27 protein-coding genes and 2 tRNA genes are annotated in these 26,350 nt (G+C 62.4%); 19 read left to right on the top strand and 10 right to left on the bottom strand.

Annotated elements, in window-relative coordinates; translation table 11 throughout:
• Positions 1-102 precede the first annotated feature (102 nt).
• Positions 103-1,401 carry a hypothetical protein gene (locus RBA95_RS11280; protein WP_306016964.1) on the top strand — a complete coding sequence of 433 codons (1,299 nt, stop codon included), beginning with the start codon at positions 103-105 and terminating at the stop codon, positions 1,399-1,401.
• Positions 1,398-1,907 carry a hypothetical protein gene (locus tag RBA95_RS11285; RefSeq protein WP_306016965.1) on the top strand — a complete coding sequence of 170 codons (510 nt, stop codon included), beginning with the start codon at positions 1,398-1,400 and terminating at the stop codon, positions 1,905-1,907. Before RBA95_RS11280 ends, RBA95_RS11285 begins: the two co-directional genes overlap by 4 nt.
• Positions 1,908-1,960: 53 nt before the next feature.
• On the opposite strand, the gene ald is transcribed toward RBA95_RS11285, so the two are convergent.
• Positions 1,961-3,079 carry an alanine dehydrogenase gene (gene ald, locus RBA95_RS11290; protein WP_306016966.1) on the bottom strand — a complete coding sequence of 373 codons (1,119 nt, stop codon included), beginning with the start codon at positions 3,077-3,079 and terminating at the stop codon, positions 1,961-1,963.
• A gap of 210 nt (positions 3,080-3,289) precedes the next feature.
• Between ald and RBA95_RS11295 the strand changes: the two genes are divergently transcribed.
• The 7 genes from RBA95_RS11295 to RBA95_RS11325 all read left to right on the top strand — a co-directional run bounded on the left by RBA95_RS11295 (position 3,290) and on the right by RBA95_RS11325 (position 7,158).
• Positions 3,290-3,751 (top strand): Lrp/AsnC family transcriptional regulator, encoded by a 462-nt coding sequence (locus RBA95_RS11295; protein WP_306016967.1) that lies wholly within the window; start codon positions 3,290-3,292, stop codon positions 3,749-3,751.
• A gap of 55 nt (positions 3,752-3,806) precedes the next feature.
• Positions 3,807-4,271, top strand: a complete 465-nt coding sequence (queF, locus tag RBA95_RS11300; RefSeq protein WP_306016968.1) for a preQ(1) synthase — start codon at positions 3,807-3,809, stop codon at positions 4,269-4,271.
• A gap of 186 nt (positions 4,272-4,457) precedes the next feature.
• On the top strand, positions 4,458-5,372 hold the full coding sequence (locus RBA95_RS11305) for an alpha/beta fold hydrolase (RefSeq protein WP_306016969.1): 915 nt from the start codon (positions 4,458-4,460) through the stop codon (positions 5,370-5,372).
• 2 nt (positions 5,373-5,374) lie between these two features.
• Positions 5,375-5,767 carry a hypothetical protein gene (locus RBA95_RS11310; RefSeq protein WP_306016971.1) on the top strand — a complete coding sequence of 131 codons (393 nt, stop codon included), beginning with the start codon at positions 5,375-5,377 and terminating at the stop codon, positions 5,765-5,767.
• Entirely contained in the window at positions 5,764-5,967 is a 204-nt protein-coding gene (locus RBA95_RS11315; protein ID WP_306016972.1) for a helix-turn-helix transcriptional regulator, read from the top strand. Before RBA95_RS11310 ends, RBA95_RS11315 begins: the two co-directional genes overlap by 4 nt.
• A gap of 149 nt (positions 5,968-6,116) precedes the next feature.
• Positions 6,117-6,626, top strand: a complete 510-nt coding sequence (locus RBA95_RS11320; RefSeq protein WP_306016973.1) for a curlin-associated protein — start codon at positions 6,117-6,119, stop codon at positions 6,624-6,626.
• 100 nt (positions 6,627-6,726) lie between these two features.
• Positions 6,727-7,158 (top strand): hypothetical protein, encoded by a 432-nt coding sequence (locus RBA95_RS11325; RefSeq protein WP_306016974.1) that lies wholly within the window; start codon positions 6,727-6,729, stop codon positions 7,156-7,158.
• Here the strand turns inward: RBA95_RS11325 and RBA95_RS11330 are convergent.
• Positions 7,155-7,697: a TIGR00730 family Rossman fold protein gene (locus tag RBA95_RS11330; protein WP_306016975.1), complete on the bottom strand. Its 543-nt coding sequence runs from the start codon at positions 7,695-7,697 to the stop codon at positions 7,155-7,157. The two genes, RBA95_RS11325 and RBA95_RS11330, sit on opposite strands and share 4 nt — an antisense overlap.
• 140 nt (positions 7,698-7,837) lie before the next feature.
• Between RBA95_RS11330 and RBA95_RS11335 the strand changes: the two genes are divergently transcribed.
• From RBA95_RS11335 to RBA95_RS11350, 4 genes are all read left to right on the top strand, one after another.
• A complete protein-coding gene (locus RBA95_RS11335) occupies positions 7,838-8,836 on the top strand; it encodes a LysM peptidoglycan-binding domain-containing protein (RefSeq protein WP_306016976.1) in 999 nt (332 codons plus the stop codon).
• Between the two features lie 51 nt (positions 8,837-8,887).
• The gene (locus RBA95_RS11340; RefSeq protein ID WP_306016977.1) at positions 8,888-10,720 is read left to right on the top strand and encodes an ABC transporter ATP-binding protein/permease; all 1,833 of its coding nucleotides are present in this window, start codon (positions 8,888-8,890) and stop codon (positions 10,718-10,720) included.
• An 86-nt stretch (positions 10,721-10,806) separates the two neighbouring features.
• Positions 10,807-13,008 carry a patatin-like phospholipase family protein gene (locus tag RBA95_RS11345; protein ID WP_306016978.1) on the top strand — a complete coding sequence of 734 codons (2,202 nt, stop codon included), beginning with the start codon at positions 10,807-10,809 and terminating at the stop codon, positions 13,006-13,008.
• Between the two features lie 128 nt (positions 13,009-13,136).
• The gene (locus RBA95_RS11350; protein ID WP_306016979.1) at positions 13,137-14,420 is read left to right on the top strand and encodes an NAD(P)/FAD-dependent oxidoreductase; all 1,284 of its coding nucleotides are present in this window, start codon (positions 13,137-13,139) and stop codon (positions 14,418-14,420) included.
• A 77-nt stretch (positions 14,421-14,497) separates the two neighbouring features.
• Here RBA95_RS11350 and RBA95_RS11355 read toward each other — a convergent pair whose 3' ends face one another.
• From RBA95_RS11355 to RBA95_RS11370, 4 genes are all read right to left on the bottom strand, one after another.
• Positions 14,498-14,701 (bottom strand): DUF2892 domain-containing protein, encoded by a 204-nt coding sequence (locus tag RBA95_RS11355; RefSeq protein WP_306016980.1) that lies wholly within the window; start codon positions 14,699-14,701, stop codon positions 14,498-14,500.
• A 159-nt stretch (positions 14,702-14,860) separates the two neighbouring features.
• Positions 14,861-16,396 (bottom strand): sodium/proline symporter PutP, encoded by a 1,536-nt coding sequence (gene putP, locus RBA95_RS11360; RefSeq protein WP_306016981.1) that lies wholly within the window; start codon positions 16,394-16,396, stop codon positions 14,861-14,863.
• 54 nt (positions 16,397-16,450) lie between these two features.
• Positions 16,451-17,743 carry a glutamate-5-semialdehyde dehydrogenase gene (locus tag RBA95_RS11365; protein ID WP_306016982.1) on the bottom strand — a complete coding sequence of 431 codons (1,293 nt, stop codon included), beginning with the start codon at positions 17,741-17,743 and terminating at the stop codon, positions 16,451-16,453.
• Between the two features lie 55 nt (positions 17,744-17,798).
• Positions 17,799-18,569, bottom strand: a complete 771-nt coding sequence (locus RBA95_RS11370; RefSeq protein ID WP_306016983.1) for a pyrroline-5-carboxylate reductase — start codon at positions 18,567-18,569, stop codon at positions 17,799-17,801.
• A 272-nt stretch (positions 18,570-18,841) separates the two neighbouring features.
• Between RBA95_RS11370 and proB the strand changes: the two genes are divergently transcribed.
• Positions 18,842-19,996 (top strand): glutamate 5-kinase, encoded by a 1,155-nt coding sequence (gene proB, locus RBA95_RS11375; protein ID WP_306016984.1) that lies wholly within the window; start codon positions 18,842-18,844, stop codon positions 19,994-19,996.
• Between the two features lie 157 nt (positions 19,997-20,153).
• On the opposite strand, the gene RBA95_RS11380 is transcribed toward proB, so the two are convergent.
• Positions 20,154-20,229: transfer RNA gene (locus RBA95_RS11380), tRNA-Asn, on the bottom strand.
• A 321-nt stretch (positions 20,230-20,550) separates the two neighbouring features.
• On the opposite strand from RBA95_RS11380, the gene RBA95_RS11385 reads away from it, so the two are divergent.
• Positions 20,551-20,907, top strand: coding sequence for a DUF962 domain-containing protein (locus RBA95_RS11385; RefSeq protein WP_306016985.1), 357 nt, complete (start codon positions 20,551-20,553; stop codon positions 20,905-20,907).
• A gap of 43 nt (positions 20,908-20,950) precedes the next feature.
• Here RBA95_RS11385 and RBA95_RS11390 read toward each other — a convergent pair.
• A tRNA-Cys gene (locus RBA95_RS11390) sits at positions 20,951-21,024 on the bottom strand.
• 191 nt (positions 21,025-21,215) lie between these two features.
• On the opposite strand from RBA95_RS11390, the gene RBA95_RS11395 reads away from it, so the two are divergent.
• From RBA95_RS11395 to RBA95_RS11410, 4 genes are all read left to right on the top strand, one after another.
• Positions 21,216-21,872, top strand: a complete 657-nt coding sequence (locus RBA95_RS11395) for a protein-L-isoaspartate O-methyltransferase (protein WP_306016986.1) — start codon at positions 21,216-21,218, stop codon at positions 21,870-21,872.
• Positions 21,873-21,999: 127 nt separating this feature from the next.
• Positions 22,000-23,349 carry a TolC family outer membrane protein gene (locus RBA95_RS11400; protein ID WP_306016987.1) on the top strand — a complete coding sequence of 450 codons (1,350 nt, stop codon included), beginning with the start codon at positions 22,000-22,002 and terminating at the stop codon, positions 23,347-23,349.
• Positions 23,350-23,444: 95 nt separating this feature from the next.
• Complete coding sequence (locus RBA95_RS11405) at positions 23,445-24,077, top strand: DUF2497 domain-containing protein (protein ID WP_306016988.1); 633 nt, start codon at positions 23,445-23,447, stop codon at positions 24,075-24,077.
• Positions 24,078-24,169: 92 nt separating this feature from the next.
• Positions 24,170-25,138, top strand: coding sequence for a DUF3137 domain-containing protein (locus tag RBA95_RS11410; protein WP_306016989.1), 969 nt, complete (start codon positions 24,170-24,172; stop codon positions 25,136-25,138).
• On the opposite strand, the gene RBA95_RS11415 is transcribed toward RBA95_RS11410, so the two are convergent.
• Positions 25,135-25,533, bottom strand: a complete 399-nt coding sequence (locus RBA95_RS11415; protein ID WP_306016990.1) for a VOC family protein — start codon at positions 25,531-25,533, stop codon at positions 25,135-25,137. The two genes, RBA95_RS11410 and RBA95_RS11415, sit on opposite strands and share 4 nt — an antisense overlap.
• Positions 25,530-26,321, bottom strand: a complete 792-nt coding sequence (gene xth, locus RBA95_RS11420) for an exodeoxyribonuclease III (protein WP_306016991.1) — start codon at positions 26,319-26,321, stop codon at positions 25,530-25,532. Before xth ends, RBA95_RS11415 begins: the two co-directional genes overlap by 4 nt.
• Positions 26,322-26,350 lie beyond the last annotated feature (29 nt).

Here is a 26,350-nt window from a genome sequence, read left to right on the forward strand (position 1 = left end):
CCCGGATCGCCTGTTCCGTGTCTTTCGCTTCAAAAATCCATCCCTGATTGAAACGCGCCAGATGTAGGCTTAGTCTGGTTTTGGTGCTGCAGGGGGCGACGATTGGCTGTGACAGGTATTGCAACGTTCGTTGCGGGGTGGCTCTCGCTCCAGTCTGCTGATGTATGGAGCGGGCAGGCCTGCCCGACTTACGTTCAACCCAATGAACTGACGCGCAAGACCGAATTCCAGATCGCGCTGCCGCAGGACCAGGCCGAACGTTGGATAGACGCTTACTCCGGCCGTGTTCTCACCCTGGAGCAGGCAGAAGAATTGCTTCAAATTGCGCCGCGCGAAGCGGCGGGGCAGGACTGTGAAGTCTATCAGTTCTTCGCCACTGGCTATGATGACGGCTTGCCATTGTTTGAGTTGGTCTCGGCCAGGCCCGGCGCGCAGGATGACGTGTTCGCCGGCACGCTGGAGGTTGCCGCTCCCGATTTGAACCGGCTGGGCCAGCAAGCGATTTTGGCCTCGGCCGGATCCGAAATCGTGGCTTCAAGAACAAACCCGGATGGCTGGGCCTATTTGGTGAGCGTGGATGATCCGAGCCCGCGTCAGGCGGCCGACCTGTCACGTCAGTTGTCCGGTCGCGTGCGCGCCCCGCATCGGCCGTCACGCTCTGACGGGCCGGTGCAGCCCTTGCGTACGGTCACGCCGGTCCGGGTCCACCTTGAAGTCACAAATCTTGCCGGCCGCGCCTATCCCTATGGCGGCTGGGAGCGAACATCGACTGCACGAACCGCGCCCATCACACGGCGTTATGTCTGGGAGCCGGTCGATCCGATCCTGCCTTACGAAGCGCTGGGGCGCAGTTTCGAAGAGCCCTTGGATTGTTTTTTCAGGCTTTGGTACCCCGTCCATCCCGATGATCTGATGCAGCATCAGCGCCCACAATGGGGCGCACATTCGGAGGGGCGATTCTCGGTCCGGGCCATCATTTCTGATTTGCGGGCTGAGTTGCGCTCTGGGCGGGAAGAGGAATGGGAGCGCATCACCCTTGAGCTGGACCTGTCCGAGCTCAAGGCGCAGCAGGCGACCATGAATTACACCGTCTGGATCGAGCGCCAGCCAGGTGATCATGTGGGCGACGATGTGCCCCTGGTGGGGTCTCTCATCTCCGTGCTCAACACGTTTTCGCCCTCGCCGGAACCAGCCGATTATACCGCTTACGATGAGAGCATGTTCGCCAACATTACGGCTTATGCCGAAGCACTGACCCTGTGCCTGAACACGTTTCTGTCGCAGGGACGTTTCGTGTCAGGCTGTCCGATGGGAACCGAGTCCAGCTCGCGCTTTCGCGAACGCGAGGTCTTGATGAACCAGGTCTACGATCCGCAATACTGCCGGAGACGATCCCTATGAATCCTCTGGCTTGGATACGGGTCAAAAAGCACCTGGCCATCGTGGTCGGCCTGATGACGCTCCTGGCTCATATTGTCGTCTACGGATGCATATGGGCGGGGCTTGAGCTCGATGGCGGTGTTGGACGTGGCGAACTGGCCGAAATTCTCATTCCATTGAGCTCAGGCTATGCCGTGGCCGTGATCACCTATGTGGTCATGGACGGGTCGCGCCCCGCCACCTCTGAAGACCGCAAGGATATTCGCAGCGGCATGTTCGTCCTGCTCGCACTGGCCGGGCCCTTGATGCTGATCTTCGGCATGTTGGGGCTGACCGTGCTGATCAATTCCGGCGCGATCTACACCGGACCGCCAACCGAGACGCGCTCGCCTGAAGGGGCGCGAAACGTGCTGGCCGGGCTGGCGGCCGCCACGGCCGCGCTTCAGGGATTGTTTGTCCCCGCACTGTTCGGCACGCAAGCGCCGGACGCGCCGGATGTGCCGCGGGACGCGGATGGCGACGCCTAGAAAAAACCCCGGCTCATCGAGCCGGGGTTTCAGGTTTCATGCTGTAAGAGGAGTTACAGCACGGTCAACCAGTCAGGCTTCACGAAAGGCACGCCCAGATCGTCGGCGGCTTCCTTGAAGGTCACTTCGCCCTCGGCCACGTTCAGGCCGCGCGCGAGGTGGATGTCATCATTGAGGGCCTTCTTCGCGCCTTTGTTGGCCAGCGCGATGGTGAAGGGCAGGGTGGCGTTGGTCAGCGCCAGGGTCGAGGTGCGCGCCACGGCGCCCGGCATGTTCGCCACGCAATAGTGCACGATGCCGTCCACCACATAGGTCGGATCCTGGTGGGTGGTGGCGTGGGAGGTTTCAAAGCAACCGCCCTGGTCGATGGCGATATCAACCAGCACCGCGCCTTCTTTCATGGTGCCCAGCATGTCGCGGGTGACCAGCTTGGGCGCAGCCGCGCCCGGCACCAGCACCGCGCCGATGACGAGATCGGCTTCGGCGATCTCTTCGGCGATGGCGCCCTGGGTGGAGAAACGGGTCTTCACCTGGCCGCGGAAGAACTGGTCGGTTTCCGCCAGTTTCGGCAAGGAGCGGTCCAGCACGGTCACGTCAGCGCGCAGGCCCAGCGCCATTTCCGCGGCGTGTGAGCCGGACACGCCAGCGCCCAGGATGACGACCTTGGCCGGCGTCACGCCCGGCACGCCGCCCATCAGCACGCCGCGACCGCCGGCCGCCTTGTGCAGGGCGTTGGCGCCCACATGCACGCTCATCCGCCCGGCCACTTCGGACATCGGACGCAGCAGCGGCAGACGGCCATTGGGGTCGGTGACGGTTTCATAGGCGATGGCGAGGCAGCCGGACTTGCGCAGGCCTTCGGTCTGCGTCGGGTCGGGGGCGATGTGCAGGAAGGTGAACAGGGTGTGGTGCGGCTTCAACATCGCGGTTTCGGACGGCTGAGGCTCTTTGACCTTCACGATCATTTCGGCGGTGTCGAAGACCGACTGGGCGTCCGCCAGGATCTGGGCGCCCGCCTCGACATATTCCTCGTTGGAGAAGCCGGCGCCATTGCCCGCGCCGTCCTGCATGTAGACCTCATGGCCATGCGCGATCAGCTCGCGGGCGCCATTCGGGGTCAGGCCGACCCGGTATTCGTGATTCTTGATCTCGGTCGGAACGCCAATGCGCATCAATCTGCCTCCCGGCTGGCCGAACCTCGATGGGGAGGGTTCGGCGGTGTGATTTTGCGCGGAAAATAGGGATCATGTGTAGCATCCTGCAAGTAAAATTATCTTGTTCGAATTATTTTGCGTTATACTCCATTTTCACGCCATGACGCGCTGCGTCATTGGATGTGTTCACTCTGTCGGCGCTAGAAATTTCGACGTTTGGGAACGGACATGAAACTCGACGATATCGACGCGGCCATTCTGGGGGCGCTGCAAGCGGACGGGCGGCTGACAAACGCCGATCTCGCAGACCGGGTGGGCTTGTCGCCCTCGGCCTGTCACCGCCGGGTCAAGGCTCTTGAAGGCGATGGCGTCATTGCGGGGTATTCCGCCCGTCTCAACGCCAACCAGGTGGGCCGCGGCCTCACTGTCATCGTTCTGGTGACGCTGGAGAACCAGAAGCGGGAGACCATGGAAGCGTTTGAAACCGCGGTCGCCGGGATCGAACATGTCAGTGACTGCTATCTGACCACGGGCGCGGAAGACTATTTCCTGCAGTTGCAGGTGCGCGATGCGCGCGATTACGAGCGCGTCCACCGCGAGCGTCTGTCCGGTCTACCGGGCGTGGCGCGACTGGTGTCCAATATCGCCATGCGCACGGTTTTTTCCCGCCGGGCCATGAGCGTGCAGTAGGTCAAAGCGGCGTGCCCCATTGCCGCCACCGCGCTTCGGCGCTAAATGCGCGCCCATGACCGATGAACGCTATTCCAAGCTGGACATGCTGGGTTCGGACGCGAGAGCGGCCGAGACCCCCGAAGAGGCGCGTCTTGAGCGGGTGGAAAACCCCACGCAAAACGCTGACTACATGATCCGCTTCGCCTGTCCGGAATTCACCTCGATCTGCCCGGTGACCGGACAGCCCGATTTCGCCCATCTCGTGATTGACTATGCGCCGTCCAAATGGATCGTGGAGAGCAAGTCACTCAAATTGTACCTGCAGAGCTTCCGCAATCATGGCGCCTTTCATGAGGCGTGCACGACCATGATCGGTCAGCGCCTGGTCGATGAGCTCGATCCCAAATGGCTGCGCATTGGCGGCTACTGGTATCCGCGTGGCGGCATCCCGATCGACGTCTTCGCGCAATGGGGAGAAGCGCCCAAGGGGCTGTGGATTCCCGACCAGGGCGTATCTTCGTATCGCGGTCGCGGGTAAGTCTCTATAAAATTTGTACTTTGAAGCCCTTTCGGCCTGTTCCGAGAGGGCTTTTTTCTGTGCGCGATGTCTGGGTATTCACGACAAAAAGACAGGTTTGTCAGAAATTATGTCAGGATAAGTTGACATGCGGTCGGTATGTCAGGTAATCATGACACATCGTCAATTTAGCCTGATGGTGTGAACATGAAACCTGTCACCGCCTACCGTTTCGCCGCCGCCGTTCTGGGGGTGTTTGCTACCTTCCTGTCCTTGCAGGCCTTCGGCGTGTTCCGCGCCGAGGCCCAGGAGATCTGGTCCGCTGATCGCATCACGGTCGAGCGCACCGGCTCCGGGCAGGGGCCCAGCGTTGTGTATATCCCCGGTCTCGCCACGCCGGGCGAGGTCTATGCCCCCATGGTCGAAAGCCAGCCCGACTGGGATAATCATGTGGTCACCCTGCGCGGGTTCGGCGGTGATGCTGAAGCGCCCGACAGCCTTGACGATCTGGTCGAAGGGGCGGCGCTGGATATCGCCGCCTATCTTGACGCGGCCAATATCGACAATGTCGTGCTGGTCGGCCATTCCATGGGAGCCCAGGTGGCGCTGGTCGCAGCGGGAGAGGCGACCAACCGGGTCTCCCATGTCGTGGCGGTGGATTCCGCGCCCTTCTTTGCCGGGCTGATGCAACCGGGCGCGACGCCGGAGATGATGGCGCCGCAGGCGCAAGCCATCCGCCAGCAGATGACCGCCATGCCGCGAGACGCCTATCTGGGCATGATGGCCCAGGGCCTGCGCGTTCAGTCCATGGGCGCTGACAATCAGGGCCAGGTGATGTCCTGGATCGAAGGTGCGGACCAGGCCACGGTCGCGGCTGCCACCGCCGAACTGATGTCCACCGATTTCGCGCCCGAGCTGGCGGATGTGGAAGCGCCTGTGACCCTGCTCTATGCCGAATTCCCCGAACTGGCGCCGGCGCAAATTCGCCAGATGTTTGTCAGCCAGTATGAAGACTATATCGATGTCGAGGCGCGCGGCGTCGCCGACTCACGCCATTTCATCATGCTGGACCAACCTGAGCGCTTCTCGGCCGAGATCGAGCGCGTGGTGGAAGGAGACTGATCATGGCCATGACCCCTGCCGCCAAGACCTATATGCGGCGCATGCTGGTGATATTCACCCTGTATACCGTGCTGCTGTTCGGCGCCGTCTGGACCGACAACACGTTCGAGCTCGCCCAACCGGTGCGGATCATCCTGAGCCTTCTGCCTGTCCTGCCGGTGATCGCCTGTATCGGCGCCATCATCGCCTTCGTGCGAGCCATGGATGAAGTCCAGGCCCGGATTGTCCTGGAATCGGCCCTGATCGGCGCCATCATCGTCGCCATCGCCAGCTTCACCTATGGCATGATGCGCGGCGTGACGGACTGGCCGGCGATTTACGAGGTCTGGTACTTCCCCGCCTTTATAGGCGTGACCGGGGTGGCGAAGTTCTTTGTGAAAAGGCGCTACCAGTGAAGAACCGTATCCGAGTGCTCCGCGCCGAGCGGCGCTGGTCCCAGGCCGATCTCGGAGAACGGGTCGGCGTGTCCCGACAGGCGATCAATGCGGTAGAGACCTCCAAGCACGATCCGTCGCTGTCTCTGGCCTTCAAGATCGCCGAGGCCTTCGAGGCCCGGATCGAAGATGTCTTCGATCCCCATGGCGAGCCCGACTAGGCTTGCCCTGAAAATGTCCTGACCGTGAATGGCCTGTTCAGCTCAATCAATTGAAGCTGAACAGGCTTTTCCGTTCCGGTTCAGCTCACCCCAGGCAGTCTCCCTTTCGTCGCGGACGCTCTTGTCCGTTTCTGAAAGGGAGACATTCCATGTTCAAACGCTCGCTACTGGCCGCCGGCCTGGGTCTGACGGTGCTCATGCTCAGCCCGACGGCGCACGCCCAGTCCCGCAATTCCATCGACATTCGCCAGTCCGGCTACGCCAATGAGCTGGCCGCGCGCGTGGACGGTCATCGCAATCGTCTCAGCCTTGAACAGCGTGGCGTCCGCCAGTTCATCTCCACGCTTCAGGACGGCACGCGCAATGGCGCGCAGGTCTCCCAGACCGGGCGGGACAACCAGGCCGGCCTCAATCAGGAAGGGCGTCGCAACCGGGTCGTGATCGGCCAGGAAGGCTGGCTCAACGAGGCGTTCAGCGCTCAGACCGGTCGCGGCAATGTGGTGGGGGTCGCCCAGATCGGCGACGGCCATCAGGCGGTCACCACCCAGGAAGGTTCCAACAACGCGCTGGGCGTCATCCAGGTTGGTCGCGGTCAGTTCACTGATGTGCACCAGAGCGGATCCGGCAATGTGACCCTGGTCATCCAGGGTGGTTTTTAAGACCCCAATCAAGGGGCTGCTTTACGCCCGCCTCAAAACGCAACGCAGCGGCCGGCGTCCGGCGCCGGCCGCGCTCTCCGACAGGAAGGAGGACATGATCATGCGTATCAAAACAGGCCTCTTGGCCTTTACGGCTTGCCTTGGTCTCGCCGCAGCGTGCGCGCACGCCCAGCCCGGTCCAATCAGCGCCAGCGAGGCAATGTCGCCGCTCTGTTCGCTCACCGTGATCGAGGATGGCCAGGGCCGACACCTGATGGCTCAGGCCGCACCAGGACTGACCGGGCGCTGGATCCTTGAAGCCGGCGGTCCGGCCATGAGGCTGGAGCAATCAGGCGATCTGGCCTTGCGTTCTGACGAACAAAGCGAGCTTGCGCGGGTCAGTCTTGATGCGCCTTCCGGGCCTGCGCCTGCACTGGAAACACTCGCGCCGGGACAGACGGTGATCAGCGGTATGTCCAATGATCCGGTCTTCGCCACCTTGCGGCTGATCAGTGCAGATGGTGATCCGCTTTGTACAGCCGAGCTGGGCTAGGACGCCCACTCCGATTCCAGCCGCTTGAGGGCGGCGTCGGGATCGGGGTGGAAGCTGATCGTCTTGATCACATTGTCCTGAGCGAAGCCGGCATCGACCACGCGCAGAAGCAGGGTTTCCAGCGGACCCCAGAAGTCGGCGTCGATGAAGGCGGCGGGTTTGTCGTGCCGTCCCAGCTGGCGCAGCATGATCATGTCGAAGATCTCTTCGAGCGTGCCGGCGCCGCCCGGCAGGACCAGAAAGCCGTCCGCTTCCTCGACCATGATCGCCTTGCGAGAGGCGAGGGTGGCGGTGATACGAGGCTCGACGCCGTCTTGAAGGCCTTCAAGCGGGATGAGGAATTCGGGGATAACGCCCAGCACATCACCGCCTTCCTCAAGGGCTGCGCGGGCCATGCGTCCCATCAGTCCGGCCTCGGCGCCGCCATAAACGAGGCGAATGCCCTGGCGCGCGATGGCGCGGCCCGTGTCTTCGGCCAGTTTTGCAAACCGGGCGTCACTGCCGTCGCTGGACCCGCAAAATACGCAGATGCTCCGCATTTTCGCCTCACAAATTTCCGATAATGTCTGTAAACGCGGATTGAAACGTACAGACGAGACGTTCAGCATTAGCAAGATGGCGCATTCGGCGCGAGGCTTGCATAGCAGTGTCGACCCGTCAGAACGCGAGGAGCACGCTCATGGCCGCAACGCGGTCCTTTCTGATTGCCACAGCCCTGCTGATCATCGCCGTCGCCGCGGCGGCGATCTTTATCGTCATGCGTCCCGGACCGGGCGCCATCAGCGCGCCCGAAACGCCTGCTGTCACCGAACCGGTTGAGAACGCAGCTCAAACCAGCCAGGAAGCTGCGGCTCTGATCCCGCCCACCTTCGACATTGTGAGGGTGGACCCACGCGGCACGGCGGTCGTGGCCGGACGCGGCGCGCCGGGCTCCGAGGTCGTGCTGATGGTGGGCGAGGACGAAATCTCGCGTGTCTCGATTGATAACGCCGGTGAGTGGGTGATGATCGTGGATCGACCGCTGCCTGCGGGCTCGGTTGAGCTGTCGCTTCTCATGATTACCCCCGCCGGACAGGAAATTCGCTCTGATCAGGTGGTCGTGGTCTCCGTGCCTGAAGGCCGGGATGAAACCCCGCTCGTGGTGCTGGGCCGTCCGGGGGAAGCCAGCCGCGTGCTGCAAGGCCCGTTCGACGGCCTGACGGTGGGCCCGCTTTCGCTTTCGACTGTAGACTATGATGACAGCGGCGCCGTGATCTTCGCCGGTCGGGCCGAACCGGGCACGGATGTGCGGGTGCTGGCCGACGGCGAAGTGGTGGGCCGCACCACCACCGATGACGCCGGACGCTGGGTGATCCGCGCAGGCGAGGCCTTCGAGCCGGGCGTCTATGATCTGCAGGTGGACCAGCTTGACGCGGATGGCCGCGTGACCGCGGTGATCGTTCTTCCGTTTGAGCGCGCCGAGCCTGAAGCGGCCCGCGCCGCCCAGCAATCGGGTCGCGTCATCGTTCAGCCTGGCAATTCGCTGTGGCGGATTGCGCGCCGTCTGTACGGCGAGGGCTTGCAATACACGGTCATCTACGAGGCCAATCGCGACCAGATCCGTGATCCCGATCTCATTTATCCCGGGCAGGTGTTCAACGCGCCGGACGAAGAGACCGAGAGCGACCCCCAGCAATAAGGCGCCGGGGCGGCATGGCGCCGCCCGGCTCCCCGCCCTAAATAGGGCTCCATGCGACATCACGATTCCGCCAATCCCACAGAAGGCCCTGCACCCGAAGGGCGTCTGGGGGAGGCCATCTCACGCTTGCTCACCATCCTGGCGTCCGATGACATGCGGCGCTGGCGCCCGCGCATGGCGATCGCCTTCCTGATCACGCTCGCGGCCAAGGGCTTCGCCGTCGCGTCTCCGATCGCCTTCGGGGAAGGGGTCAACGTGCTCACCCGCGGGGTGTCCGACGGTGCAGTCGGAGCGGGCCTGTTTGGTGCGGCGGCGATCCTCTTTGTCGGCTATGGCCTGTTGCGGTTCGCCTCGACCGGAGCGCCGCAATTGCGCGACGCGATCTTCGCGCCGGTGTCCCAGGACGCCCAGCGACTGACCGCGGTGCAGGGGTTCTCCCATGTGCAGACCCTGTCACTGAGCTTTCACCAGACCAAGCGCACCGGCGCCATGAACCGCATCATCGACCGCGGCGCCAATGCGGTGGACTTCCTGTTGCGCTTCCTGGTCTTCAATATCCTGCCCGCTCTGGTCGAGCTGTTGCTCGCGGCGGTCGTGGCGGCGGTGCTTTACGGTTGGGTGTTCTCCGCCATCATCGTCGTGGCGGTCATCGCCTATGCCGTGGTGACGGGTCTGATGACCGAATGGCGGGTGAAGCTGCGTCGCCAGATGAACGAGGCGGACACCGAGGTGAACGCGCGCGCCGTCGATACCCTGACCAATTTTGAGACAGTCAAAGCCTTCGCCGCCGAGCAGCGCGAGGCGGAGCGATTTGATACAGCCAAGCAGCGCTATGCTGAGGCCGCGTCAAAATCCCAGCAAAGCCTGGCGGGATTGAACGCCGCCCAGGCCGCGATTATGAATGGCGGCCTGTTGGCGGTTGCGCTGACGGGCGGCTGGATGGCGCTCAATGGCGAGCTCGAGCCCGGCGATGTGGCGGCCCTGACCCTGATGCTGATGAATGTCTATCAGCCTTTGAACATCCTGGGCTGGGCCTATCGCGAGATCAAACAGGCGAGCGTGGATCTCGAGCGTCTGTTCCAGACCTTGAGGCTGAAACCCGAAGTGGCTGACAAGCCTGATGCGCCTGCGCTCGCCCTGAAGGGCGGGGCGGTGCGTTTTGAAGGGGTGAGCTTTGCTCATGACGGCCGGGACCGGTCCGTCTCCGATGTGAGCCTGGAGATCAAGGCGGGCAGCTTTGTCGGGCTGGCCGGGCCGTCAGGCGCGGGCAAGTCCACCCTGCTGCGTCTGTTGTTCCGGTTCTATGATCCCGATGAGGGCCGGGTGCTGATCGACGGTCAGGACATCGCCGGGGTGACCCAGTCCAGCTTGCGCGGGGCGCTCGGGCTGGTGCCTCAGGATGTGGTCCTGTTTAACGACACGCTGCGGCAGAACATTCTCTATGGTTATCCCGAGGCCGATGAGGAAGCGCTCTGGGATGCGGTTGAACGGGCGCGTCTGAAAGAGTTCGTCCTCTCCCTGCCCAAGGGGCTTGATACACGGGTGGGCGAACGCGGGCTGAAGCTGTCAGGCGGTGAAAAGCAGCGTGTGGGCGTGGCCCGGGCGATCCTGAAAAACCCGCCCATTCTGATCCTCGATGAGGCCACTTCAGCGCTGGATTCGGAAACCGAGAGCGAGGTTCAGGCCGCGCTAGCCGAAGCCGCGCGCGGACGCACAACCATCGCGGTGGCGCACCGTCTGTCCACCATCGCCAAGGCCGACCAGATCATCGTGCTCGAGGATGGCCATGTGGCCGAACAGGGGGAGCACGGCGTGCTTCTGGACCAGGACGGGCGTTACGCTTCCATGTGGCGACGGCAGGCGGAAGCGGGCGAGCTGGCCTAATTTGTTATTTGAAGGCCGCTTTTTCGCCGGATTTCTCCCTGAGAACCATGCAGCCTGACGGGACGCTGGTTTAAGTGGGGTACGCGATGAAGCTGTCTTTTCTTTACAGCGCGCTGATGGGCGCGCTGGCGTCCGCATGTGTGACAACTTCGGCCTTGTCCTGTGATTTCGAGGATAATGACGGCCCGGATGTGGCGCTGGTGCTCAGTGGCGGCGGTGCGCTGGTCAGCACCCAAATCGGCGCCCTTCAGGTGATCGAAGAGCTGGGTGTGCCGATTCATTGTGTGGTGGGCACCTCGATGGGCGCCGTTGTCGGCGGGCTCTATGCGGCGGGGTATTCCGCGGCGGAGATCGAGGATATTTTCGTCTACACCGACTGGGCCGAGGTGTTCAGCGGGCGTCCGCCGCGCGAAGATCAGTCCTACCTGCAATCGGAACGTTCCTCAGACTATCTCACCGGCGCCCTGATCGGTCTTGGGGATGAGGGCGTGCGTCTTCCCGGCGGCATGCGCTCGATGCACGGTCTGCGGCGGCATTTTCGCGAGCTTACCTTCCATGTGCCGCTGGATGCGGATTTTGACGGCTTGGCTGTTCCCTACCGCGCGGTGGTGACCGATTTTGCGACCGGCGACGCCGTCGCCCTGTCCTCAGGCGATCTGGTACAATCCATGCTCGCGAGTATGGCCGTGCCCGGCGCTTTCCAGCCGCGCCAGATTGATGATGCGCTCTATGTGGATGGCGGCATGGCCGCACAATTGCCCGTGCGCGTGGCGCAGGAAATGGGCGCGGATATCATCATCGCCATCGACACCACGGTTGAACCGCCGGCGCCCTCCGCCAGCCCCTCCATGGCGGACACGATGCAGCAGCTGATCCGCGTCTCGGTCTGGCGCAATCGTCAGGAGGATGTGGCGCGGCTCGGCCCGGATGATCTGTTGCTGACGCCGTCGCTGGATGGGCTCAGCACCACCGCTTTCGAGCGGGCGCCCCATGGCGTGGCGGCGGGCGTGCAGGAGGCGCGCCGACATGAAGCGCAGCTGCGCGCCATCTCCGCTCTGGCTGCGCCGCCCATCCGTCGCGATTTGCCGCGCACCCGCCCGTCCCAGATGGTGCAGGCGGAGATGCGCGTGGTGAACGCCACGGCGCTGGATGATCAGGTGCTGAGCGCCCGCGCCAATGTGAGCCGCGCCCTGGAAGAGGATGAGGATGTGCTGACCCGTCGGCTGAACGCGCTGACCGCGTTCGGCGCCTTGGGGGAAGCGGATCTGGCGCAGGATTCACAGGGGCTGGTCTTGATGGTGGATGAGCGCGATATCGGACGCTCCCAGCTGGAGGGCGGCGTGCGGCTGTCCAACACATTCGAGGGGGATTCCACCTTCTCCGTGCTGGCGCGCTATTCCCGGCGGCCTTTCTCCCGCCATGGCGGGGATTTCAGCCTGTCGCTGGAGCTGGGCACCACCAATGGCCTTGAAGCCGTGCTGCAACAGCCCTTCGGCGCGGCAGGCCGCTATTTCTATGAGCCGAGCCTTTATTATGAGGGCGAGGAAGTCCCCCTGAATATCGGCGAAGTGAGATTGGGAGAGTTCTGGGACCAGAAAGCCGGCGCACGTCTGCGCGTAGGCCGTGAGCTTGGCGATTGGGGTGTACTTTATGCGGGTGGCGAGGTGCGGCGGGGGCGAACCGAAACCAAGGTCAGCCTGCTGCCGGAGATTGATCCGTTGATCTATACTTTAGCTGGGTTTGGCGGCGGGCTTCGTGTGGACACGCTCGATCATTTCAGCTGGCCGACCCGGGGGCTGGCTCTTAATGCGGAAGCGTTCCAGCTTTATAGCGTGGGCAATGAGGGCTCGGACACGCTTCAGCTCCAGCTTTCGGGCTTGCGAGCGTTCGAACTGGGGCAGACACATCTCTTGGCGGGTTTGCGGGCGGGTAGCGTCGAAAACCGGAACGACGATCCGGTAGACCTGATTTCGCTGGGCGGTTTTCGTTCCATCTCGGCTTATCCGCAGAACGCGATTCCGACCAACGGTTATGTCTATGGATCGCTGGAGGCATATGAGCGGCTGGACCAGGCCGGACCGTTGTTCAATGTCCCGGTCTATTGGGGCGTTTTGCTGGAAGCGGCTTATGTTGAGCTGGATTTCCTGGGGGAGGGTGAAGCGGGCGCGACCTATTCCGGCGCGGTCTATCTTGGGGTTGATACCGTCCTGGGGCCCGCCATTTTCGGTGGCGCTCTGGGTGAGGAGGGCGCCGGCGGCATATTCATTCACTTGGGTAGCTCGTTTTAATAATATACAGTTTCGACAATTGATATGCGACGATTTGCCGAATGGCGCTGTCGGCGCGCCGGCGGGATGCTGGGGCAAAACAGAGCCCCTCCCAACCGCGGATGGCGGCGAACAACGGGAGGTGGATCATGGCGGATATCGTCATTCTCGGCGCGGGGCTGGGCGGACTGCCCATGGCCTTCGAAGCGCGCGAGCAGATGCGCAAGTCTGATACCATCACGGTGATCAGCGATTCAGCGACGTTTCATTTCACCCCCTCCAACCCCTGGGTGGCGGTGGGCTGGCGCGAGGCCGAGCAGATCAAGATCGAACTCGGTCCCTTGCTGAAAAAGCACGGCATCGAGTTCATCCATTCCGCCGCCAGCAAGGTTCATCCCGAAAGCAATGAAGTCGCCCTCAGCAATGGCGACACAGTGCCTTATGACTATCTGGTCATCGCTACCGGGCCCAAGCTCGACTTTGACGCCATTGAGGGGTTGGGGCCGCATACTGGCCACACCCAGTCGGTTTGCCATGTGAACCATGCCGAAACGGCCTATGACGACTGGCAGCGGCTGATCGCGGATCCCGGACCGGTCATTGTGGGCGCGGTGCAGGGCGCATCCTGTTTCGGCCCCGCTTACGAACACGTGTTCACCCTGGAGACCGATCTGCGTCGCAAGAAACTGCGCGACCAGGTGCCCATGACCTTTGTGACCTCGGAGCCATACATCGGCCATCTGGGGCTCGATGGGGTCGGCGACACCAAGGGACTTCTGGAACACGAGCTGCGCCAGCGCTCCATCAAGTTCATCACCTCCGCCCGCATCGCCAAGGTGGAAGCGGGGCTGATGCATGTGGAGGAAGTCGGTCGCAAGGGCGAGGTGGTCGAGACCCACGCGCTGCCCTTCAAGCACGCCATGATGCTGCCCGCCTTCAAGGGTGTGGATGCGGTCTATGGCGTCGAGGGCCTGGTCAACGAGAAGGGGTTCGTGCTGGTGGATCGTCACCAGCAGAATCCCAACTGGCCGAATATCTTCTCGGTCGGCGTTTGCGTCGCCATTCCGCCCGTGGATATTTATCCTGTCCCTGTGGGGGTGCCGAAGACCGGCTTCATGATCGAATCCATGGTCCGGGCGGCGGCGCAGAATATTCGCGCCCTGATTGAGGGGCGCGCGATGAAGCATGAATCCACCTGGAATGCGGTCTGCATCGCCGATTTCGGGGATGGCGGTGTGGCGTTCGTGGCCATGCCGCAAATCCCGCCCCGCAATGTGAACTGGGCCATGGAAGGGCGCTGGGTGCACATGGCGAAGGCGGCGTTTGAAGGCTATTTCATGGGCAAGATGCGCCGCGGGGTCAGCGAGCCCTTTTACGAGCGCATGATGCTGGACATGCTGGGCATCACGAAGGTGCGTGACAGCAAGGCCTGATCCGTAGGGGACGCGGCATGAAAAACCCCGGCGCTGGGGAGGCCGGGGCTTTCCGCCTGACGACTGGGGCGAGCCTTTTAACCAAAGGCGCCGCCAGGCTTCACCCCCATGAGCTTGAGGATCATGGCGGCGGGACAAAAACCGGTGAAGCTGGACTGGAACAGGTTGAGCCCCACAAAGGCGGTCAACCACAGCCAGTAGGGGCTGTGAAACTGCGACAGCAACAAGGACGCCAGAATCAGGGTTCCGGCCAGAAGGGTGACAGCTCGTCCGACAGTCATGTTCGCCTCACTTATTATCAGTTTTGATAATTGATAAAAGATATGGCGTCCAGTGTTCGGCTCAGCAATGTGGCGGACTGACGCGGTTTTGGAGGATACACATGAAAACGCCGGCCCCGTTTGAGGCCGGCGTTCCCTGGGGCAGGCCGGGCGAAGCGCCTAGCCGTGTTCTTCGATGTGGTCTTCCATCGCTTCGTATTGCTCTTTCACCTTGCCACGGGGGGCGCCAGTGATGGCGTCCGTGATCAGGATGGCGAGCGTGGAGGCGATGAAGCCCGGGATGATCTCGTAGATGAACGCTGACAGCGAACCGCCATTGATCGTAATCGGCGCATAGAGCCAGAACAGCACCACTACCGCGCCAGTCACCATGCCGGCGATCGCGGCCGAGCGGCTCATATTCTTGCGATACAGGCTGAACAGGATCAGCGGACCGAAGGCAGCGCCGAAGCCGGCCCAGGCGTTGGAGACCAGATCCAGGATCGAGCTCGACCGGTCAAACGCCAGACCAATCGCCACCAGCGAGACAACCAGCACGGACAGACGACCGATCAGGACCAGTTCCTTCTGGCTGGCGTTGCGACGCAGGAAGGTCTTGTAGAAGTCCTCCGTGAGCGAGCTCGACGACACCAGCAGCTGGCTGGAAATGGTCGACATGATCGCCGCCAGGATGGCCACGAGCAGGAAGCCGCCCACCAGCGGGTGGAACAGGATCTGGCTCATCAGGATGAAGATCGTCTCGGCGTCGGTGAACTCGATGCCGCTTTCTTCGATCACGGCGCCGTTCTGGGTCACGAAAGCCAGACCGAAGATGCCCGTCAGAACCGCGCCGATCACGGTGATGACCATCCAGGTCATGCCGATCCAGCGGGCGACGGCCACGTCCTTGAGCGTGCGGATCGCCATGAAGCGCACGATGATGTGCGGCTGACCGAAATAGCCCAAGCCCCAGCTCATGGCCGAAATGATGCCCAGAATGCCCATGGAAGTGAGCGGATCGGGGATCATGGACATGTAATTGGGCACGTCGGAAGCGGCGCGCGTGGTGTCCACGATCTCACCCAGCCCGCCGAGCATGGAATAGGCCACGATGGGCACCATGATCAGCGCGATGAACATGATTACGCCCTGTACAAAGTCCGTCAGGCTGACAGCCAGGAAGCCGCCGAACAGGGTATAGGCGATCACGACGCCAGCGGTGAGGAACAGGCCAAGTCGGTAATCAAGCCCGAAGCTGGCTTCGAAGAGCTTGCCGCCCGCCACGACGCCCGAAGACGTGTAGAGCGTGAAGAAGATCACGATCACGACCGAGGACAGCACCCGCAGGATGCGGGTGTTGTCGTGGAAGCGCTTCTCGAAATAGTCCGGAATGGTGATCGCATCGTCCGCGATCTCTGTGTAGACGCGCAGGCGCGGCGCCACGAGCAGATAGTTGAAATAGGCGCCGATCACCAGGCCGACGGCGATCCAGGCCGCGCCCAGGCCCGAGAGGTAGACCGCCCCCGGCAAGCCCATCAGCATCCAGCCCGACATGTCGGACGCGCCCGCAGAGAGCGCGCCGACCGCCGGGTGAAGTTGACGTCCGCCCAGCATGTAGCCGGACACGTCGTCTGTCGATTTCTTATAGGCATAGAGCCCGATGCCCAGCATCAGGACAAAATACCCCGCAAGCGATACAAGCGCTTCAACTTGCATGTTGGCCCCCGAATGAACGCGTTAATGGGTTCGTTTAATCTATTTTTGTTGGGCTTAGGGCCGGGTCTGGCCATTGCCGCGGACACGGTATTTGAAGCTGGTCAGTTGCTCCAGCCCCACCGGGCCCCGTGCATGCATTTTGCCCGTTGCGATACCGATCTCAGCGCCCATGCCGAACTCGCCGCCATCAGAGAACTGGGTGGAGGCGTTGTGCATGACCACCGCTGAGTCGATCTCGTTGAGGAAGCGCTCCGCCACCTCAGCATCATCGGTGACGATGGCGTCCGTGTGGGCCGAGGAGTGCTCGGTCACGAAGGGAATGGCCTCATCCGGGCCGTCGACCAGCTTCACCGACAGGATGGTGTCGAGATACTCGGTGTAGAAGTCCTCGTCCGAGGCCGGCTTGATCCGGGAGTCGATGTCGCGGGCTTCGGCTTCACCGCGCACTTCGCAATCACCCAGGGCGTCCAGCGCCATCGGCAGGAAGTCCTTGGCGACCTTGCGGTCAACCACAAGGCTTTCCGTCGCCCCGCAAATGCCGGTGCGGCGCAGCTTGGCGTTCTTGATGATGGCGGCCGCCTTGGTCAGGTCCGCAGCTTCATGCACGTAGGTGTGGCAGTTGCCATCCAGGTGCAGCAGCGTCGGCACCCGCGCCTGGTCGCGCACGAGCGAGACGAGGCCCTTGCCGCCCCGCGGGATCACCAGGTCGACATAGTCGGCGCAGGTCAGAAGCGCCTGAACGGCGTCGCGGTCGGTCGTGTCGATCATCTGGATGCAATCGAGCGGCAGGCCAGCGTCTTCCAGACCCTTGGCGAGGCATTCCACGATCACGCGGGTGGAGTTCAGGCTTTCCGAACCGCCGCGCAGAATGACGGCATTGCCCGATTTCAGGCACAGCGCGCCTGCGTCAGCGCCCACATTGGGACGACTCTCATAGATCATGCCGATCACGCCGAGCGGCGTGGCGACGCGTTCAATGGTCAGACCATTGGGACGGTTGGTCGTGTCCAGCACGCGCCCCACCGGGTCGGGCAGCTCGGCGATCTTGTCCAGCGCATCCGCAATGGCGCCCACACGCTCTTCATCCAGAATCAGACGATCGATGAAGGCGTCGGGCTTGCCAGCCGCCTTGACGCTGTCGACATCCTTGGCGTTCGCTTCCAGGAGCCGTCCGCAATTGTCGCGAAGGGCCTGGGCGGCGGCGGTCAGGGCCTTGTTCTTGCGCTCGCTCGAGGCAGAGGCGAGCGAACGTGCGGCGGTCGCAGCGCGACGGCCCAGCTCGTTAACATAGGCGGTGACGTCATTGGTGTCGGTCATGTCATTCATCCGGCTGAGAACAGCGGTCATACGGTGGCTGGCTCCTTTGTAGCGTTTGTGATCGGGGCGGGCGAATTAAAGGTGATTAGCGCAGTTCAACGGCGCGTGAGTAGGCGGCTTCAAGCGCTGCGTTCAGGCGCTCGTCCAGAACGCCGTCGCTGTTCAGCGCATTGACGCCAGCGGCGGTCGTGCCGCCCTTGCTCATGATCGAGTTGCGCAAATCCTCGAAACCGGCCTCGTCTTCCAGGGCGAGCGCCATGCACCCGGCCAGGGTCTCGATGACGAGGCGGCGAGCGTCCTTGGCGTCGAAGCCCTGGGCTTCAACGGCCTTCTGATAGGTGCGCGCGAACTCGAACACATAGCCCGGTCCGCTGCCGGCGGCGGCTGTGATGCGATCGATCTGATCTTCATCGTCAAGCCAGATCGCTTCGCCGACAGCTTCGCCAAGCACAGTGCCCAGTTCGCGGTGGTCCTTGGTTGAGGCATCGTCGGCATAGAGGCCGCTGACGCCGCGACCCACGCGGGCGGGCATATTTGGCATCAGGCGCAGGGCGCTGACGCCACCCGCAGCTTCGGACACCTTGGCGGCTGAAGCGCCGGCCGCAATGGACACCACGCAACCGTCATCCTTGACGAATTTGGCGGCAGGCGGAATGGCGACGTCGATCAGCTGGGGTTTGACGGCGAGGATCATGGCGTCGAAACGCTCATCCTGGGGCAGATCGTCCACGGATTTCACCCACTTCGCGCCCACGGGCAGCTTGGGTTCTCCGGGATCGACGACTGTCACGCCGACACCGCCCAGTTTGATCCATCGCGAAAGCAGGGCGCCGCCCATATTTCCGCATCCGACCATAATCAAATTCCAGCGCACGATGCCTCCGTCTCCGCTGTGCAACACATGTGCGTCAATCCAGTATGACGCGACGCCGCATCATTTAGATGACGAAGTAAGCTTTTTCAACTCGATGCAGAGTTCTGGCACTGAAATACCTTGTAAACTACGCTTATAAGAGCCTTTTCACGGTGTGGAATTTCACCGTGCCTGCCCTTGAAATATTTCGAACAAAAAGTATGTTCCGGGCGTCTGAGCGGCATGCTGCGCCGCGTCACAGGAGAGGTATAGTTTTGTCAGATCGCCAACGCGTCGTTGTAAAAATCGGCTCATCGCTGCTCGCTAATGAGGAGCATCTCACCCTGCGCTACGCCTTCATGCACGGGGTGATGGAGGATGTCGCCCGGTTGCGCGAAGAGGGCATCGACGTGGTCCTGACCTCTTCAGGCTCCGTGGCGATCGGGCTGTCCACCATTGGCGTCGCGCCTGAAGAGGCCGGGCTTCTGGACAAGCAGGCCGCTGCGGCTTGCGGCCAGCCGCTGCTGATGAATGCCTACAAGCAGATTGCGCTCGAATACGGCTTCGATATCGCGCAGGTGCTGGTGACGCTGGATGACCTTGAGGATCGTCGCCGCTTCCTGAACACCAAGAACACGATCACGCGCCTGATTGAACATGGCGTCATGCCGATCGTGAACGAAAACGACTCCGTGACCACCCAGGAGCTGAAAGTGGGCGATAACGACCGTCTGGCCGCCAAGGTGGCGCAGATGGTCCAGGCCGACCAGCTGGTGATCCTGACCAGTGTTGACGGTCTCTATGACCGCAACCCGGAAGACGAGGGCGCCCAGCACGTGCCGGTGGTCGAGGATGTGTCCGAGTATCTCGAGGTGACCAGCTCCGTCAGTGCGCTGGGCACGGGCGGCATGCTCACCAAGATGCGCGCCGCCAACATGGCGCAGAACGCCGGTGTGGAGACCATCATTGGCCAGGGTGAGGTGGACCGTCCGGTCTCGGCTCTGCTCAAGGATGAGCGCCGTCACACCAAGTGTGTGGCCATCGGCGACCCGGACAGCTCCTGGTCGATCTGGCTCACGGACCGCCTGCAACAGGCGGGCGGCCTGGTGGTCGATGCGGAAACGGCTGAGAAGCTGCGCAAGGACCGCACCGACATTGGTCGCGAAGCCGTGGTCTCAGTGCAGGGCGAGTTCAACAAGGGTGACGTCCTGCACGTGTATGACGAGGCGGGCGAAGAGCTGGCGCGCGGCATGACGAACTTCACGTCGGCCGAGATTCTGCTTCTGGCGCGGAATACCGATTCCGAGCCGTCGGACCTGCTGGGTTACGAATCAAAGCCGCGAATCATTTCCGCGGACAACATGGCCGTGCTCAAGGAGCACCATCTGCCTTGGGATGCGCCCACCGACTCGGTGCGCATGGTCAGCTAGGGCTGGAAACAGATTTCCGGACTGGGGAAGGGGCGCCGTCGGCGTCCCTTTTCTTTTGTGCGTATGTCACGAAGGGTGGCCCAGATGCGAGCAGCCCCGCCTTGATGATCAAGGCGGGGCTTGCTGCTCACAGTGTGTGAAGGCTCATCGCCGCTGATGGCTCCTCGGGACGGGCTCGAACCGCCGACCCAGCGATTAACAGTCGCTTGCTCTACCAACTGAGCTACCGAGGAACGTTCATCAGCGATGAGGTGGTGTGTATATCCATGGCGTTTGAGACGATCAAGCGGCTGTGTGCAGCCCGATGCAGTTTCGTTTCAGTTCGCCGTGGAGCAGGCAAAAAAAATCGGGAGCCCGGAAGCTCCCGAAAAGGCATTGGGTGGATGGTGGGGTGTCTTCGAAGGAAGACGAGTAAACAAATACTGAGTCGGGGGTTAACATCGGCCTAACGTTAATGAAAATTCTCCACATTTCCCCACAGGCTTCGTTCAGCTCGCTCTGGCCCGTGGGCTGTGCTACTTTGCCTTTAAAACAAAGCAGACGGGGAGGTCGTCATGGCCGAGCGCAGCGCCAGTTACAAAGAGTTCTGGCCCTTTTACCTTCGCGAACACGCCGAGGCGGGTACGCGCTACATGCATTACGCCGGCACGCTCATCGGTACCGCGATTCTCATCGCCGCCATCGTCACGCAGACCTGGTGGGCGATCTTGCTGTGGCCGTTGACGGGCTATGGCTTCGCCTGGGTCAGCCACGCCTTTATCGAACGCAACAAGCCGGCGACCTTCATTCACCCCTTCTGGTCTTTCATCAGCGATTACCGGATGACGGCGCTGGCGCTGACCGGGCGTCTCAAGCCTGAACTGGTCAAGGCGGGCGTGCTGGAGCATCCGCACGCGCAAGCGGCGGAATAGCGCGCGCAAGCGCGATACTCGATCAGAGGTGATGGAAAGAGGGTGGAGGCGCCACCCGGAATCGAACCGGGGTACACGGATTTGCAATCCGCTGCGTCACCACTCCGCCATAGCGCCGCCGTGTGGTGGGTCGCCATCTATACAAAAGCCCGCAGGCGCCCGCAACGCGGTTTGAGGGGGCTTTGACAGCTTGCACAGTGAAATAATGCAGTGGCCTGGCGCCGCAGGGGCGTGACTTGGCCTTGCAGGTCTGAAAGCGAGCGCGATATAAGCGGCCCGCAGATTCAACAAAGGGACGCCGTCGCGCCATGTCCGAATTCGAGACCGCCCGCCTCGCAATGGTCAACAGCCAGATTCGTCCGAACGATGTCACCGATCATCGTATCCAGGACGCCATGGCGGACATCCCGCGCGAGCGCTTCATGCCGAAGTCCCAGGCCGCCAAGGCTTACGCCGATATCGAGGCGAAGGTGGCGGAGGGGCGCTACATGCTGACCCCGCGTGATCTGGCCAAGCTGATTCAGGCCTGCGACATCCGTCATTCCGACGTGGTGCTCGATGTGGCGTGCGGGCGCGGTTACTCGACCGCGGTCCTCTCTCGCATGGCTGAAACCGTGGTCGGGCTCGAGCAGAAAGATCTCGGCCTCGCCGAGAAAGCCACCCAGGCCCTGAACGCCATCGAGGCGGACAATGCGGTGGTCGTGGAGGGCGAACTGTCCAAGGGCGTGCCCGGTCAGGGCCCGTTCAACGTCATCATCGTGAACGGCGCCGTCGCCAAGCCGGCCCAGGCCTGGCTGGACCAGCTCGCGGTTGGCGGGCGTCTGGCTGTGGTCGTCCGCGACGGAACCGTGGGTCAGGCGCGTATCTATACCAAGGCGCAGAACTCTGTGGGGGACCGGAGCGTGTTTGACACCACCGCGCCCTACCTGCCCGGGTTTGAGCCCGAAGCGAAATTCGCCTTTTAGAGCGGTCATTTAAAAAACCGTCTCCTGGGGGTGACATTTTGCACCGTACACCGCATGCGGCGCGCCCTATAAGAAGGCGTGTCGGGATTGCGTATTTTACGCAAGGGATGCTCAAGAGGGACGCCCCATGAAACGTTTTCTGTGCGCCGCCGCACTGTCGGTTCTGTCAGCAGGTCTAGCGCCGTGGGGGATGGCGCAGGCCCAGTCTCTGACCGAGACGCTGGCCGCCGCCTATGAATCCAACCCCACGCTGGGCGCTCAACGCGCGAGCCTGCGTCAATCCGAGGAAGGCTATTTCCAGGCGCGAGCCGCACGGCTGCCCAGCCTGTCTGCCTCCGGGTCGGTAGGTGAGACCGTGGAAACCTGGGGCGGAGCGCAGGAATCGGATTCCTCCAGCTATGGGCTCACCCTGAACCAGTCACTGTACCGTGGCGGCCGCACCAGCGGCTCCATCGACGCCTCACTGGCGCGAATCGAGGCGGCGCGCCAGCAATTGCGCTCTACCGAGCAGTCGGTGCTTCTCGATGCCGTTGGCGCACACATGAATGTGGTGCGGGACCAGCAAGTGGTCGCCATTCGCAGCAACAATGTCGAGGTGCTCGCCGAGCAGCTGCGTGCTGCGCGGGACCGTTTCGAAGTGGGTGAAATCACCCGGACCGATGTGGCCCAGGCCGAAGCGCGTCTGTCCGGCGCTCGCGCCCAGCTCTCCGCCGCCCAGGCCGCGCTTGCCACCTCCCGCGCCGGATATGCCCGAGTGACGGGTGTTGAACCGATCGAACCCGACAATGCCGGGCCGTCAGAACAGGTTCCGGCCGAGTTTGCAGACGCCGCAGAAGTGGCCATCAGCCGCAATCCCGATCTTCTGGCCGCGCAGTATGCGGAACAGGCGGCGGAATATGGCGTCCGGGTCGCCCGGGGCGCTCAATTGCCTGAAATCGGCTTGCGCGCGTCGGTCTCCGAAGGTCGCGAAAGCGATTTCTCGGGGCAGGGGCGCGGCTCCGCCTCGATTACGGCGAATGTGACCATGCCGATTTTTACCGGCGGCCTGAACCGCTCGAACGTGCGCCAGGCGCGTGCGGCTGCGGACCAGGCGCGCCTGTCCGGGCTGACCGTGCGTCGTCAGGTGATCGAAGGTGCGACCAACGCCTGGAACAATTATCTCGCAGCGCTGGCGGTGATCGAATCCAGCCGCGAAGCTGTCCGGGCCAACGAAATCGCCTTTGAAGGGGTGGAGCAAGAAGCGCTTGTGGGGCTCCGCACGACGCTGGACGTGCTTAACGCTGAACAGGAATTGCTCAACTCCCGGCTTGAGCTGGTGCGCGCCGAACGCGACCTGACCGTGGCCAGCTACGCCCTGCTGCAGGCCATGGGCCAGCTGGACGCCCAGAGCCTGGGTCTGCCGGTCGAGGCCGAGGACGTGCGATCGCGCTTTGAGCAATCCCGCGGCAATAACTTCGACTTAACGCCCTGGAATTAGACCTTGGAAATCAAGGATGGGTGCTGGACAGCCAAGGCTTGCCGCGCCTAACCTGTGCGCCGCCGTTTACCCCTCGACGGACGAAGGACGTCTCTATGGCTCAGGATACCGATCAAGAACCGACGATGGAGGAAATTCTCGCCTCCATTCGCCGTATCATTAACGAAGACGAAGAAGAGCCGAAGGCTGAAGAGGCCGAAGCCGAGGCGGAGGAGCCTGCTCCCGAGCCCGAGCCGGAACCCGAAATGGAAGCCGAGCCTGAACCGGAACCCGAGCCCGAACCTGAGTTTGAGGCTGAACCGGAACCTGAGCCCGAACCCGAACCCGAGCCTGAGCCTGAAATGGACATGGACGATGCGCTCGAACTGACCGAGCGGGTCGAGGATGAAGACGACGAGCCCATGGATGTGGCCGATGATCTGATGATCATGGACCGCGAGCCGGAGCCCGAACCGGAACCTGAGCCCGAATTCGAGGCCGAACCGGAACCTGAGGAAGAGCCTGAAGAATCCCTGATTGACGCCGCGCCGGCGTCCGCAGCGGCTGGCATGTTCGCCGCACTGTCGGAAAACCTGCGTGTCTCGTCCCAGCAAGGTCAGACCCTTGAGAGCATTGTGCGCGAACTGATGCGCCCGATGCTCAAGCAATGGCTCGATGAGAACCTGCCCACCATCGTGGAAGAGAAGGTGCAGGCCGAGATCGAACGGATCGCCCGCCGCGGTCGTTAATCGGCCCTGCATGCGTGATGACATAAACGGGCGCCCTGTCGTGGCGCCCGTTTTCTTTTGCCCGCCTCTGAGACAAGTCGCCGAGTGGACACATGCAAGACCTGAAACAGGCCATTGAGGACCTGACCCCCTGGCTGGAGAGCCTTGAAGCCGAGCGCAAGGCCGCGGTCGCCCAATCCTTCAAGGCGGTGGCGCTTGGACTGGCAGGCGGCGGGGCGTTCGCCCTGATCGGGTTTGCGGCGTCCTGGCCCGCACCTGTCCTGCTCATCGGCGCGGGTCTCATTCTCGGCGGTCTCGCCATCTGGGGCGCCCAACCGCTCAACAAATTACGCAAGACGGTGAAGACCGGTCTCAATGACCGGTTCGCCGAAGCCTTCGGCATGCGCTATCGCGCCGAGGTGCACGACCCCATCCGTTTTGACGCGTTTCGTCAGCATGGCCTGCTGCCTGGCTATGACCGCCGGAATTTCGAAGATCATTTTTCGGGCGAGGCGCACGGCGCGGATTTCGATATTTACGAAGCCCATCTCGAACAAAAGCGCCGGACCAAGAACCGCACCTATTACGTCACGGTGTTTCACGGCGTGCTGATCCGCATCAATTTTCCGCGCACGGTGGAAGGCGTCACCCTGGTGACCCGGGACGCTGGCGTATTCAATGCGCTGGAAGGCTGGGCCAAGAAGACCTTTGGCGGGGACAAACTTGAACGGATCGGGCTGGTGGATCCCACCTTCGAGAAGGCGTTTGAAGTCTATGGCACCGATCAGGTCATGGCGCGCTACCTGCTCACGCCCTCCTTCATGGAGCGGCTGCTGAAGCTGGAAAGCGAGCTCAAGGGCAAGAATGTTCGCTGCGTGTTTGATGAAAAGCTGGGTGAGGGCGCCGGCCGGGGCGAGCTGCTGATCGCGGCGGAGACGGGCAACAAGTTTGAAGCCGGTTCCATGTTCAAACCGCTGACGGATCATGACCGCATCGCGAACCTGCATGGCGAGTTCGCGATGATCGACGACATCATCAACACAGTGCTCGAACCGCCCAGCGAGGGCGGCGGGGTCGCCTAGGATTTCGGTTCCAGCAAGTCCCAGCGATTGCCGTAAAGGTCACGGAACACCGCTACCTTGCCATAGGGCTCATGACGGGTGTCTTCCTCGAACCGGACGCCAGCGCGCTCCATGAGCGCGCGTTTCGCCTCAAAGTCGGTGGTGTGGAGGAAGAACCCGACCCGGTCGCCGGCGAACGCGCCGATGGCGGCGACCTGTTCCACGCCCTTGGCCTTGGCGAGCAGGAGCTTGACGCCATCCTCTCCGGCGCGGATCTCGACCCAGCGTTTGCCGTCGCCCAGATCCTGATCGCTCAGGAGGTCAAAGCCGAGCGCGCGGGTGAACCAGTCGATGGCCTCGTCATAGTCCGCGACCAGATAGGTGACGGCGGCGAGGGTTTGTTCCGGCCCGCTCACAGATCGAATACGCCGATGAAGGGGACGTGGTCGGAGGCTTTTTCCTTGCCGCGCACATCCTTGGCGATTTCCACCGATTTCAGGCGATCCGCCGCCTGCGGGCTCAGCAGAAGATGGTCGATGCGGATGCCGTTGTTCTTCTGCCAGGCGCCCGCCTGATAATCCCAGAAGGTGTACTGGTGGGCGCGACCATCGGCCTGCATGAAGGCTTCCGAATAGCCTAGCCACAGGATCTCGGCGAAGGCGTCCCGGCTTTCTGGTCGGATCAGGGCGTCGCCTTCCCAGGCGGCGGCGTCATGTACATCGCTGTCACGCGGGATGAGATTGTAGTCGCCGGCCAGGATGACGGGCTCTTCCAGCGTCAGAAGCGATTTCGCGTGCGCCTTCAGACGCTTCATCCAGTTCAGCTTGTAATCGTATTTGGGACCGGGCGCCGGATTGCCATTGGGCAGATAGATCGAGGCGACGCGCACAGGGCCGCTATCGGCGCTGATCACGGCTTCCACATAGCGGGCCTGTTCATCCTCCTCATCACCGGGCAGGGCGCGTTGGCACACCTCTTCGATGGAGCGTTTCGAGAGCAGGGCGACGCCGTTATACGTCTTCTGGCCGACGGTCTCGACATTGTAGCCAAGCTCTTCGATCTCGAGCCGGGGAAAGTTCTCGTCCACCGTCTTGAGTTCCTGAAGGCAGGCCACGTCCGGGCTCGCTTCCTTGAGCCAGTCAACGACATTGGGCAAACGCGCCTTGATCGAGTTGACGTTCCACGAGGCGATGGACAAGCTCATTTGGATGCTCCCGATCAATGGGGCCCGAT

This window comes from Oceanicaulis sp. MMSF_3324 (assembly GCF_030733545.1).
In the GTDB taxonomy this organism is placed as follows: domain Bacteria; phylum Pseudomonadota; class Alphaproteobacteria; order Caulobacterales; family Maricaulaceae; genus Oceanicaulis.